At 49.9% G+C, this 12,270-nt stretch carries 11 protein-coding genes; 10 read left to right on the forward strand and 1 reads right to left on the reverse strand.

Annotation, left to right across the window (positions count from 1 at the left end; all coding sequences use genetic code 11):
• Window positions 1-18: 18 nt before the first annotated feature.
• Window positions 19-1,248 (reverse strand): pyridoxal phosphate-dependent aminotransferase, encoded by a 1,230-nt coding sequence (locus tag AC1RVX_RS18920; protein WP_493218154.1) that lies wholly within the window; start codon window positions 1,246-1,248, stop codon window positions 19-21.
• A gap of 321 nt (window positions 1,249-1,569) precedes the next feature.
• Between AC1RVX_RS18920 and bla the strand changes: the two genes are divergently transcribed.
• From bla to AC1RVX_RS18970, 10 genes are all read left to right on the forward strand, one after another.
• Window positions 1,570-2,457, forward strand: coding sequence for a class A beta-lactamase (gene bla / locus AC1RVX_RS18925; protein ID WP_493218155.1), 888 nt, complete (start codon window positions 1,570-1,572; stop codon window positions 2,455-2,457).
• Between the two features lie 124 nt (window positions 2,458-2,581).
• A complete protein-coding gene (locus tag AC1RVX_RS18930) occupies window positions 2,582-2,959 on the forward strand; it encodes an Mth938-like domain-containing protein (protein WP_493218156.1) in 378 nt (125 codons plus the stop codon).
• Window positions 2,956-4,647 carry a glycosyltransferase family 39 protein gene (locus tag AC1RVX_RS18935; RefSeq protein WP_493218157.1) on the forward strand — a complete coding sequence of 564 codons (1,692 nt, stop codon included), beginning with the start codon at window positions 2,956-2,958 and terminating at the stop codon, window positions 4,645-4,647. The genes AC1RVX_RS18930 and AC1RVX_RS18935 overlap by 4 nt, the downstream gene beginning before the upstream one ends.
• Window positions 4,648-4,737: 90 nt before the next feature.
• Complete coding sequence (locus AC1RVX_RS18940; protein ID WP_493218158.1) at window positions 4,738-5,865, forward strand: DegT/DnrJ/EryC1/StrS family aminotransferase; 1,128 nt, start codon at window positions 4,738-4,740, stop codon at window positions 5,863-5,865.
• Window positions 5,866-5,885: 20 nt separating this feature from the next.
• Window positions 5,886-6,851, forward strand: a complete 966-nt coding sequence (locus AC1RVX_RS18945; RefSeq protein WP_493218159.1) for a glycosyltransferase — start codon at window positions 5,886-5,888, stop codon at window positions 6,849-6,851.
• Between the two features lie 10 nt (window positions 6,852-6,861).
• Window positions 6,862-7,788 (forward strand): formyltransferase, encoded by a 927-nt coding sequence (locus AC1RVX_RS18950; RefSeq protein ID WP_493218160.1) that lies wholly within the window; start codon window positions 6,862-6,864, stop codon window positions 7,786-7,788.
• Between the two features lie 57 nt (window positions 7,789-7,845).
• The gene (locus AC1RVX_RS18955; RefSeq protein WP_493218161.1) at window positions 7,846-8,886 is read left to right on the forward strand and encodes a bifunctional UDP-4-keto-pentose/UDP-xylose synthase; all 1,041 of its coding nucleotides are present in this window, start codon (window positions 7,846-7,848) and stop codon (window positions 8,884-8,886) included.
• An 11-nt stretch (window positions 8,887-8,897) separates the two neighbouring features.
• Window positions 8,898-9,833 (forward strand): polysaccharide deacetylase family protein, encoded by a 936-nt coding sequence (locus AC1RVX_RS18960; RefSeq protein WP_493218162.1) that lies wholly within the window; start codon window positions 8,898-8,900, stop codon window positions 9,831-9,833.
• A 42-nt stretch (window positions 9,834-9,875) separates the two neighbouring features.
• A complete protein-coding gene (locus AC1RVX_RS18965; protein WP_493218163.1) occupies window positions 9,876-10,352 on the forward strand; it encodes a peroxiredoxin in 477 nt (158 codons plus the stop codon).
• Between the two features lie 116 nt (window positions 10,353-10,468).
• A complete protein-coding gene (locus tag AC1RVX_RS18970) occupies window positions 10,469-12,181 on the forward strand; it encodes a PhoH family protein (RefSeq protein WP_493218164.1) in 1,713 nt (570 codons plus the stop codon).
• Window positions 12,182-12,270: the final 89 nt, after the last annotated feature.

The raw sequence follows: 12,270 nt of genomic DNA on the forward strand, positions 1-12,270 counted from the left end.
AGTTTTGCGTCTATCCCATTAATTGGTGCCGTGACGTCGGCGATATCCTTCAAGGAAATGCGCAATACGTCCGAAAGCTTCAGTCAAATCATCCGTGTTGGGTAAAAACACGACACGGAAATGGTCGGGATTGATCCAGTTGAATCCCGTTCCCTGTACCAGTAACACGCGCTGCTCGGTCAGCAGTTCGTGGATAAATTCCTGGTCATCCTTGATCGGGTACATCAAAGGATCCAGTTTTGGAAACATATACAGTGCAGCCTTGGGTTTGACGCAGCTTACACCAGGAATACTTGTTAACAGCTTGTGAGCCAGGTCACGTTGTTTCAACAGCCGCCCGCCAGGGCCTACCAGGTCATTGATACTCTGGTAACCGCCCAGGGCAGTTTGAATCGCAAACTGACCAGGCGCATTGGCACACAAGCGCATCGATGCCAGCATGGTCAAGCCTTCGATATAATCTTTTGCATGGCGCTTTTCACCGGATACGACCATCCAGCCAGCGCGATAACCACATGAACGGTAATTTTTCGACAAACCATTCAAGGTCAAAAACAGCACATCGTCTGCAAGCGAGGCGATCGACGTATGTTCTTCGCCGTCATACAGGGTCTTGTCGTAAATCTCATCGGCAAAGACGATCAATTGATGTTGGCGAGCGACATCGACAATTTGTTGCAAGATTTCTACCGGGTACAGTGCGCCAGTAGGATTGTTCGGGTTGATGACCACGATGGCGCATGTATTGGGCGTAATCTTGCTTTTGATATCGTCAATATCCGGCATCCAGTCAGCTGACTCATCACAGACATAATGCACAGGCTTGCCGCCCGACAGACTGACCGCTGCTGTCCACAACGGGTAATCGGGTGCTGGCACCAGCACTTCATCACCGCTGTTGAGCAAGGCATTCATGCCCATGACGATGAGTTCTGAAGCGCCATTACCGATGTAGATATCTTCAATGGTCACGCCATGGATACGTTTTTCCTGCGTGTAATGCATGATGGCTTTACGCGGCGCAAACATGCCTTTGGAGTCGGTATAACCGGCGGCATTTTGCATATTGCGTATCATATCCTGCACGATTTCGTCAGGCGGATCAAAGTTGAAAACGGCCAGATTGCCAATGTTCAGCTTGATGATCTTGTGTCCTTCATCCTCCATCTGTTTGGCTTTTTCCATGACAGGGCCACGGATGTCATAACAAACGTCTGCTAATTTTTGTGATTTTTGTATAGGTCGCACCGCTGCAATCCTTGATAATATTTACGGGACATCCAGCAAGTTGCTCCGGTGTCATGCTGTGTCAAATTTAATGACCGGAATCCTCTTGCATCCATCCTGATTAAGCCACAATACAGAAAATGCTGCACTGCCGAACATTCCATTCTGCACAAAGCGCCGGTTTTTATCAATGAGAACTTCGCAATCGTTGCAAAATTAATATTGCATTAATGCGCAATCTGTTATCACATCATTGTTGGCTGATGCTTGCAAAACAAAACCAAGAACAAAAGTGTAAGCTGTTTGTCTATATAGTGCCACTTGAATAAAAAGACCGTCGCCATGAAAAAATTGTTTGCTTCGCTGATGATGTCCATCAGCCTGTCGTTGGTATGCCATGGCATTGCGGCTGCACAAAATGTGCTCGAAGCCATTGCCATGGATAGCGGTGGCAAGCTCAGTGCCAGCCTGCTGGTACTGGAAACCGGACAAAGCCTGTGGATCTTCCCAGATGCAGTTGCACCGATGCAAAGTGTGTATAAATTCCCCATCGTCATGGCTGCCCTGGCTGCGGTTGATCAGCACAAATTCAAACTTGATCAAAAAATAATGGTCACGCCGGAAGATTTGGCCGGCGAAGGTCAGCCCAGTCCTGTTCGCGATGAACACTCACAAGGAAACGCTAATATTCCTTTAAGGAAACTGATGCGCCATGCCATTGTTGACAACGACAGCACGGCTAGCGACGTCTTGCTGCGCCTGCTGGGTGGGCCTGCGGCTGTCATGCAATACCTGGAGCGACTGGGTATTCATAATATTAAAATCATGGATACAGAAAAAGAAATGAGTAAAAACTGGACTATCCAGTACCGCAATTCAGCCACACCCAAAGCTATGATCACACTCTTGCAGGCTTTCCAGCAAGGTAAGGGCCTCAGCCCCCAAAGCCGTGAGCTGTTGATGAAATGGATGCAAGAAAATGACAGTACTCCTGCCCGCATCAAGGGTTTATTGCCATCTGACACTTTAGTCGTTCACAAATCCGGGACATCCGGCAACCGCAATGGCTTTACTGCAGCCCACAACGATGTTGGAATCGTCACCTTGCCCAATGGTCACCATATGGCGGTGGCTGTTTTCTTGACAGACAGCACTGCACCGCATACATCCAGGGATTTAAGCATAGCCAAAATTACCCGCGTTGGCTGGGATGCATGGAGCGGCAAATAAACCTTGGATTCACAACCCACATCCCCATATCGACAAGTACAACGCCCAGCCTATCGCATTAAACAGCACAAAAAACGTTACAATGCGCCACTCATTCCAGCCAAAAACCTATAGAGCCATATAGATGAAGTTGCATTCCACCGCCACTCAGCAATACCAGACCATTACTGCTTATGACAAAACCAGTGTGGAAATCAATGCGATTAGCTACGACTACAGCCTGATTGTACTGCCTGAAAGCAAGCCGCAGGCTTGGTCTGCTCAGAGCTTTGATCAGTTGAATCCTGCCGATTTCGCGCAAATCGAAGCTACCTTGCCAGATGTAGTAATACTCGGCACTGGCAATAAACAGCGATTTATTCATCCCAAATTGACCGCCCCACTGGCAGCCAAGCGCATAGGCGTCGAATGTATGGACAATCAGGCTGCCTGCAGGACATATAACATCCTCATGGCCGAAGGCCGCAAAGTCGCCCTGGCCCTGATTATGGAAACTGCATGAAACAGCAATCCCCTTACGATTCACCGCGTACTCTATGGGCTATCGCCCTGGCGTTCCTGGCTATATGGCTGTATATGCTGGGCGCCCGCACCCTGGTGCCTACCGATGAAGGTCGGTATGCAGAAATGGCACGTGAAATGCTGGCCACGGGCGACTGGATCACCCTGCGCCTGAACGGCATCAAATATTTTGAAAAGCCGCCACTACAAAACTGGATGAATGCCCTTACTTTCGCCCTGTTCGGCCTAGGCGACTGGCAAGCACGTTTGTGGACGGGTCTGTGCGGCCTGCTGGGTGTGGCAGCAGTAGCCTACACTGGCAGCAAGGTATTCAGTCGCCGTACTGGCATCAGCGCAGCGCTGGTACTGGGTTCCAGTTTTTACTGGGCGGGCATGGGTCATGTCAATTCACTCGACATGGGCTTGTCTGGCATGATGACCTTGACTCTATGCGGTCTGCTGGTCGCGCAGCATGCCAGTGCAGGCAGCACGACGGAAAGAAACGCCATGCTGGTATGCTGGCTGGGGATGGCACTGGCAACCTTGTCCAAGGGCTTGATTGGCTTTGTACTGCCCGGCGCTGTACTGGTTATTTATACAATATGGACGCGCGACCTGGGTTTATGGAAACGCCTGCATATGGGCAAAGGTCTGATCCTGTTCTTCGCTGCCACGGCCCCATGGTTTATCTTGATTGCGCTGAAAAACCCGGAACATCCACAATTCTTCTTCATCCACGAACACTTTGATCGCTTTTTTAGTGGTGTTCACAAACGTGGTGGCCCATGGCATTATTTCATTCCACTGCTGATTCTGGGTATCATTCCATGGATAGGCATGCTGTTGCAAGGCTTGAAGACTGGTCTGGATGAAGCTACCGAACAATTCCAGCCACGCAAGATGCTGCTGATCTGGTCGACTTTCCTGTTTATCTTTTTCAGCATATCCGGCTCCAAATTGCCTGGCTATATCCTGCCTATTTTCCCTGCCCTGGCGTTATTGATCGCTGTCCATATCGAGGCCGCAGGTAATAAGTCAGTGAAAATCAGTGCAGCGCTTTTGATCCTTGTTGGCATTCTGGGTCTGGCCGGACTTGCTTATTTTCTGGGCAGCCTCGATCCTGTAAAGCAAGCCTATGACATTCCGCTGTATCACGCTTATGCCCCCTGGCTTGTGACAGCATTTTCGATCGCCGTTATTGGCGGTGTCTGGGCTTGGTTGCTGGCTCGTAAAGATGGAGCAGGAAAAGACTGGGCAATCATCACCATTGCAAGCGCCGGTTTCCTGCTTGGGCAAATTGCCTTCCTCGGGCATGACCCATGGGGTAAATACATCGCTGGTACAGCCCATCTGCCAGCTATGCAAGCCGAACTGAAAGACCCGACCACCCCATTGTATGCAGTCGGCCGCTACGAACAGGCTTTGCCCTTCTACCTGAAACGCACCACGATACTGGTCGAATTTCCAGACGAAATGGAATTTGGCCTGAAACATGAACCACAATTGTGGATACCGAAACGTGAGGATTTCATCAAGACATGGCAATCCCATCAAGACAAAGGCGAGCCTGCAGTAGCCATTTTGCGCACGGATATCTATGAAGAATTAAAGAACACCAGTTTCCCCATGCGGGTAATAGGCGAGGACCCAAGGCGCGTCATTGTCGCCAACCTGGTCACACCCAAATAGAAGCGATGTTGAGAAATATAGCTTAGACGGCACACCACATTCCAAAAGAATACTAAATACTATTTTACGCATAGCATAGAGAGGATCACCATGAGTGACACGTCCACATTCCTGCCTTTTACCAAACCCAGCATCGATGAAGAAACCATCGCTGCTGTCGCAGAAGTACTGCGTTCTGGCTGGTTGACCAGCGGCCCCAAGGTCAAGGCACTGGAAGAACAACTGTCCGAGTATTTCGGTGGCCGCCCTGTACGCACCTTTAATTCTGGCACCTGCACCATGGAAATCGCCCTGCGTATAGCAGGCATAGGCGCGGGCGACGAAGTTATCACCACCCCTAATTCATGGGTGGCGACCGCCAATGTCATCATAGAAACTGGGGCGACCCCCGTGTTTGCCGATATTGATGCGAAAACGCATAATATTGACCTCGATAAAGTCGAAGCAGCCATTACCCCACGCACCAAGGCCATTATTCCGGTACACATGTGCGGTCTACCCTGCGATATGGAGAGACTGTATGCAATTGCCGACAAATACAAATTGCGTGTGATCGAAGATGCCGCACAGGCGATAGGATCAAGCTGGAAAGGCAAGCGTATCGGCTCTTTCGGTGACTTTGCCTCGTTCAGTTTCCAGGTCAACAAAAACATCATGACAGGTGAAGGTGGTTGCCTGGTCTTGAATAATGCAGAAGAAGCACGCCTGGCAGAAAAATATCGCCTGCAAGGCGTGACACGCAGCGGCCTGGACGGTATCGATGTGGATGTGCTGGGTGGCAAATACAATATGACCGATATCGCCGCAGCCATAGGCTTGGGGCAAATGAAGCATCTGGCAGAATTCAATGCCAAGCGCGCAGCCTTGGCAAAACGTTATTTCACCAGCTTTGGCAAGGACTTTGAGCAAATAACTGGAGCGGAATTGCCTGTTGCTGATTTTAAAAACAGTAACTGGCATATGTTCCATGTAGTATTGCCAGAAAGCGTGAACCGTGCCCATTTCATGCAACAAATGTTGGATAAGCAGATTGGCCTGGGTTATCACTACCGGGCTATTCACCTGTTCAGCATGTACCGTCAACGCGGCTTTACTGATGGCATGTTCCCGATTGCCGAACGCATAGGAAAACAGATTGTTACTTTGCCATTATTTCCAGCAATGAATGAGGAAGATGTCGAAAGAGTCGTGTCTGCGGTAAAATCCTGCCTTCTTTGAAATCGGTCAAAACAATACCAATGAAACCAGAACTCTCTGTTGTCATTCCCGTCTACAACGAAGAAGCTGGCCTGGCCAAGCTGTTTGCCAGGTTGTACCCTGCGCTTGACAATCTTGCTGCGCGTGGCATCACCTATGAGGTGTTATTCATCAATGATGGCAGCCGCGACAACACGCCTGCCATGCTGGCAGACCAGTATCGCCTGCGCCCGGATGTAACGCGGGTAGTGCTGTTCAACGGCAATTATGGCCAGCACATGGCGATTCTGGCCGGTTTTGAAGCAACGCGTGGCGACATCGTGGTGACGCTGGATGCTGACTTGCAAAACCCGCCCGAAGAAATCGGCGCACTGGTCGACAAAATGCGTGAAGGTTATGACTATGTTGGTTCCATACGGCGCAAGCGTCAGGATTCGGCATGGCGTACCTATGCATCCAAGGCCATGAACCGTTTCCGCGAAAAAATCACCCGTATCAAGATTACCGATCAGGGCAATATGCTGCGCGCCTATGGCCGCAATGTCATCGACTTGATCAACCAGTGCAGTGAAGTGAACACCTTCGTCCCTGCCCTGGCTTACACCTTTGCCCGCAAGCCTACCGAAATTATCGTTGAACATGAAGAGCGTTCCGCCGGCGAATCAAAATATTCGATTTATAGCCTGATACGCCTTAACTTTGATTTGATGACCGGCTTTTCCATCATGCCGCTGCAATGGTTTTCCATGCTGGGCATGGTCTTGTCTGCCCTGTCTGGTGGGCTGGTATTGCTATTGCTGATACGCCGTTTTGTACTTGGGGCAGAAGCGGAAGGCTTGTTCACCTTGTTTGCCATTGCCTTTTTCATGATGGGTGTGATTTTGTTCGGAATAGGCCTGCTGGGCGAATACGTTGGTCGCATCTATCAGCAGGTACGTGGTCGTCCGCGCTATGTGGTGCAGACCATATTAGAACAGTCGAACGCAGATTTGCCTGAAGCAAATTGAGGTGCACCGAATGAATACCTTTCCTTCCTCTGCCAGTGCAGTGGTGTTCGCCTATCACAATGTTGGCGTGCGCTGCATCAAGACTTTGCTGGCACGCGGTATACAGGTCAAACTGGTGGTCAGCCACCAGGACAACCCGGCAGAAACCATCTGGTTTGAGTCAGTAGCTGACTTATGCCGCGAGCAAGGCATACCCTGCATTACCCCGGATGATCCCAAAGCGCCTGAGCTGAAGGCGCAATTGACCGAAATCGCCCCGGATTTCATCTTCAGTTTTTATTACCGTCATATGTTGCCGCTGGATGTGCTGGCGCTGGCAAAGCGTGGTGCCTACAATCTGCATGGTTCCCTGCTGCCCAAATACCGTGGACGTGTGCCAGTCAACTGGGCCGTACTGCATGGCGAAACCGAAACTGGTGCCACGTTGCATGAAATGGCTCTGAAGCCAGATGCGGGTGCCATTATTGCCCAGACGGCTGTCCCGATTTTGCCGGACGACACGGCATATGAAGTATTTGGCAAACTGACCGTGGCTGCCGAACAATGCTTGTGGAACGCCCTGCCCAGTTTGGTAGCAGGTAATTTCAAGGCTTTGCCAAACGATTTGTCAGCAGGCAGCTACTTTGGTGGCCGCAAGCCAGAAGATGGCCGTATCAACTGGCAGCAAACCGCCCAGCAAGTCTACAACCTGCATCGTGCTGTTGCTCCACCTTACCCAGGTGCATTTACTGACCAGACTGGACAACGATTTGTGATAGGAAAGGCAAGATTATTCCATGGCGACACGGCAAATTTGCCGACGGGCTTACATGTGGTGGATAATGTCGTCCTTGGCGTGTGCGGCGATGGCCGCGCATTGCATATTACTGAATTGTTAATGAATGGCAAAATCATTACTGCACAAGACCTGGCGGCCCGTTTATCATCGGCGGCATAAGTGCAGTAATTGCAAATTCTGAACTGACAAGCAACATTTACTTAAGAAGAACTCACTATGAAAAAAGTCCTTATCCTCGGCGTGAACGGTTTTATCGGTCACCATCTGTCCAAGCGCATCCTGGAAACCACAGATTGGGAAGTGTATGGCATGGACATGCAAACCGAGCGTTTGGGCGACATGATCAATCATCCGCGCATGCATTTCTTTGAAGGTGACATCACCATCAATAAAGAATGGGTGGAATACCATGTCAAGAAATGTGATGTCATCCTGCCACTGGTAGCGATTGCCACACCATCGACCTATGTAAAACAACCGCTGCGCGTGTTTGAGCTCGATTTTGAAGCCAACCTGCCTATCGTGCGTTCCGCTGCCAAGTATGGCAAGCATCTGGTATTTCCATCCACGTCTGAAGTCTATGGCATGTGCCATGACGAAGAATTTGATCCGGAAGAATCCGAACTGATCTGCGGCCCTATCAACAAACCACGCTGGATTTATTCCTGCGCCAAGCAGTTGATGGACCGCGTAATCTGGGGTTATGGCATGGAAGGCCTGAACTTCACTCTGTTCCGTCCATTCAACTGGATCGGTGCCGGCTTGGACAATATCCATACACCTAAAGAAGGCAGCTCACGCGTAGTGACGCAATTCTTTGGTCATATCGTCCGCGGTGAAAATATCTCCCTGGTCGACGGCGGTGCGCAAAAACGTGCATTTACCTATATCGACGATGGCATCGATGCCTTGATGCGCATTATCGACAATAAAAATGGCGTTGCCAGCGGCAAAATCTACAACATTGGCAATCCGACCAATAATTTCTCCATCCGTGAACTGGCGCACATGATGCTGGATCTGGCGGCTGAATATCCAGAATACGCAGAAACCGCGAAAAAAGTCTCCCTGACAGAAACCACTTCCGCCGCCTACTACGGCATGGGTTACCAGGACGTACAGAACCGCGTGCCTAAAATCACTAATACCTGCGAAGAACTGGGCTGGAAACCAGTCACAACCATGCCAGACACCATGCGTAATATTTTCGATGCCTACCGCAGCCAGGTAGCCGAAGCACGCGCCTTGATGGACTAAGCCGGTACTACATGCCTACCATTGTTCTCAAGATCGATGTCGATACCTTTCGTGGCACCCGGGAAGGCGTACCCAATCTGGTGCGCCTGCTGAAAAAACACCAGGCTGGTGCAACTTTCCTGTTTTCTCTCGGGAAGGATCACACTGGCTGGGCCTTGCGCCGTGCTTTTCGCCCCGGTTTTTTTCAAAAGGTATCGCGTACCTCGGTACTTGAGCACTATGGCTTGAAAACCCTGATGTACGGCGTATTGCTGCCCGCACCAGATATCGGCAGTTGTAAGAGAGAAATGCAAGCTGTGCGTGATGCCGGTTTTGAATGTGGCATACACACCTGGGATCACGTGGTGTGGCAAGACAATGTACGCCAGCGCGGCCTGGACTGGACACGTGAGCAGATGCAGCAGGCACATCAACGCTTTCAGCAGATTTTTGGCGACACGCCCAAAACCCATGGTGCCGCCGGCTGGCAAATGAATCCTCACGCTTTCGCCCAGCTTGACCAGTTTGGTATGCAGTATGCGTCCGATGGACGAGCCATGCTGAAAGAAGATGGCAGCCTGCAAGACCCTGCAGCCGGCCCTTACCGCCTGCAGACTGATGGCACTGTCCGTTCATGTATCCAGATGCCGACTACCTTACCTACTCTGGATGAGTTGTTGGGTCGCGAAGTCAATGGACTTGTCGTTTCCGAGGCAAATATTGCTGCTCATATACTTAAATTAACAGCAATTCCAAAAGATCATGTATTTACTCTGCACGCAGAGCTTGAAGGACAGAAACTTGCCCCCATATTCGAGGAATTGCTGACAGGCTGGCACAAGCAGGGATATCGATGTATCGCCATGGCGGATTATTATCAATCCATCAAGGAAAGTGAATTACCAGTACGCCCATTATCCTGGGCAAGCTTGCCAGGTCGTTCCGGAGAATTGGTCGCTCTGATCTAGTCCGTCAGCAACATTTCTCCACCCCTAACCAAGGAGATGACAGTGGCTGACACCCCCTCTGCACTGAATTGCCAGGTACCAGAATTTTCCGCTGCCATGACAAGTGGCAAAACGTTTCATTTAACCGACTATCTGGGTAAAAATATCGTCATTTACTTTTATCCAAAAGACAATACCCCTGGCTGCACGACGGAAAGCATTGCTTTTCGTGATTTGCATGCGCAATTACAACAGGCGAATACTGAAGTGATTGGTATCAGCCGTGACAGCCTGCGCTCGCATGAGGGTTTCAAGAGCAAACTGGCTCTGCCCTTCGATCTGATTTCCGACCCGGACGAGACTTTATGCGCCCTGTTTAACGTCATGAAAATGAAAAACATGTATGGCAAACAGGTACGTGGCATAGAACGCAGTACATTTGTGATTGACGGCAACGGTAAATTAGTGAAAGAATGGCGTGGAGTCAAAGTAGCAGGACACGTTGATGAAGTACTCGAATTTGTGAGCGCCCAAACTTAATTGAACTCTCCAGAATTACTCTTGATAAAAGCCGCAACAGACAGTGCCAGCAGCGATGCCGGTATGTCTTTAGCGGCTTTTAACTTTTCAGCTCTCACTTTTTGATTGAGGTTTTCATGCCATTGCCCAAAATGCCGACCAAACCAGCAGCACTGCTTTCGCCTAAAGATTATCCCAAAGCAGAAAAAGGCAAACCAGCCAAAACAATAAAATCCGCAACGCCAGAGAAAATCAAAGCTGTAGAACCTGTTCAGACTCCGCAAAGAAAGAAGAATACAGTTACGCCTATTTCCGCTGCCAGACCTGTCGCAGAGAAACCGGCACCAGTTATCAGTGCCAAGGCAGCACCAGCAGTCGCTGCCAGGAACAAATTGCCAGACAACCGCGTGAAATCTGGCACCAGCCGTGCCGCAGACAAGTCCGGTGTCAAAAAGCTGTTTGTGCTGGATACCAATGTGCTCATGCATGACCCTTCATCTCTGTTCCGGTTTGAAGAGCATGATATCTACCTGCCCATGATCACATTGGAAGAGTTGGATGATCATAAAAAAGGTATGTCTGAAGTGGCGCGCAATGCACGTCAAGTATCCCGTTCGCTGGATGCGCTGGTAGGCGACATTGATCATCACGATATCGAAAAGGGTATCTTGCTGTCCAAACTGGGCAACAAGGATGCTAAAGGACAGTTGTATTTTCAGACCAAATTGCAATCAGGTGAATTGCCAATAGGTCTGCCAAAAGGCAAGGCTGACAACCAGATCTTGGGTGTCGTTACCGCACTCGAAAAGGAAATGCCAGGTCGCCCTGTGGTATTGGTATCAAAAGATATCAATATGCGCATCAAGGCGCGTGCCATGGGTTTACCTGCAGAAGATTATTTCAATGACCACGTACTGGAAGATTCTGACCTGTTGTATTCCGGCATCGTGCAATTGCCCGATGATTTCTGGAACAAACACGGCAAGGGTATAGAAACCTGGCAGGAAAACCGCAATGGCCTCAGCACGACCTTTTACCGCATTACCGGGCCAGTCATCCCTTCCCTGCTGGTGAATCAGTTCGTCTACCTTGAACCCAAGAATGGTGAAGCCTCTTTCTACGGCCAGGTCAGGCAGATCAATGGCAAGACTGCCGTGCTGCAAACCTTGCGTGATTACGGTCATATCAAACACAGCGTCTGGGGCATTACCTCACGCAATCGCGAGCAGAATTTTGCACTGAATCTGTTGATGGATCCAGAATGCGATTTCGTTACCCTGCTGGGTCAGGCCGGTACTGGCAAAACTTTGCTGGCATTGGCAGCAGGCTTGGCACAGGTACTGGAAACCAAAACCTATAATGAAATCATCGTCACTCGCGTGACAGTGCCGGTAGGCGAAGATATTGGTTTCTTGCCGGGTACAGAGGAAGAAAAAATGTCGCCGTGGATGGGTGCCTTTGATGACAACCTCGAAGTACTCAACAAGTCAGACAATGATGCAGGTGACTGGGGCCGTGCAGCTACACAGGATTTGATACGTTCGAAGATCAAGATCAAATCCCTGAACTTCATGCGCGGACGTACCTTTGTCAATAAGTTCCTGATCATCGATGAAGCACAAAATCTGACACCAAAACAGGTCAAGACCCTGGTGACACGTGCTGGCCCTGGCACCAAGATCATCTGCCTGGGCAATATCGCACAGATAGATACACCATATCTGACCGAAGGCTCCAGTGGTTTGACTTATGTGGTGGATCGCTTCAAAGGCTGGGCGCATAGCGGTCATGTCACACTGGCGCGTGGTGAACGTTCCCGTCTCGCAGATCACGCGAGCGAAATCTTGTAATTCGTTTTTGATGCAGCAATAAAAATGGCGCATATAGTATATGCGCCATTTTTTTATTTAAAGATTTAGTTTATATAGTTATCTACAGC

Source organism: Undibacterium sp. GW821-FHT11B02 (assembly GCF_058808955.1).

What these genes read in the sequence shown, in the direction of transcription:
- bla (WP_493218155.1), top strand. Translation starts at nt 1,570, where the DNA reads ATGAAAAAATTGTTTGCTTCGCTGATGATGTCCATCAGCCTGTCGTTG.
- AC1RVX_RS18935 (WP_493218157.1), top strand. Translation starts at nt 2,956, where the DNA reads ATGAAACAGCAATCCCCTTACGATTCACCGCGTACTCTATGGGCTATC.
- AC1RVX_RS18970 (WP_493218164.1), top strand. Translation starts at nt 10,469, where the DNA reads ATGCCATTGCCCAAAATGCCGACCAAACCAGCAGCACTGCTTTCGCCT.
- AC1RVX_RS18960 (WP_493218162.1), top strand. Translation starts at nt 8,898, where the DNA reads ATGCCTACCATTGTTCTCAAGATCGATGTCGATACCTTTCGTGGCACC.
- AC1RVX_RS18940 (WP_493218158.1), top strand. Translation starts at nt 4,738, where the DNA reads ATGAGTGACACGTCCACATTCCTGCCTTTTACCAAACCCAGCATCGAT.
- AC1RVX_RS18955 (WP_493218161.1), top strand. Translation starts at nt 7,846, where the DNA reads ATGAAAAAAGTCCTTATCCTCGGCGTGAACGGTTTTATCGGTCACCAT.
- AC1RVX_RS18945 (WP_493218159.1), top strand. Translation starts at nt 5,886, where the DNA reads ATGAAACCAGAACTCTCTGTTGTCATTCCCGTCTACAACGAAGAAGCT.
- AC1RVX_RS18950 (WP_493218160.1), top strand. Translation starts at nt 6,862, where the DNA reads ATGAATACCTTTCCTTCCTCTGCCAGTGCAGTGGTGTTCGCCTATCAC.
- AC1RVX_RS18930 (WP_493218156.1), top strand. Translation starts at nt 2,582, where the DNA reads ATGAAGTTGCATTCCACCGCCACTCAGCAATACCAGACCATTACTGCT.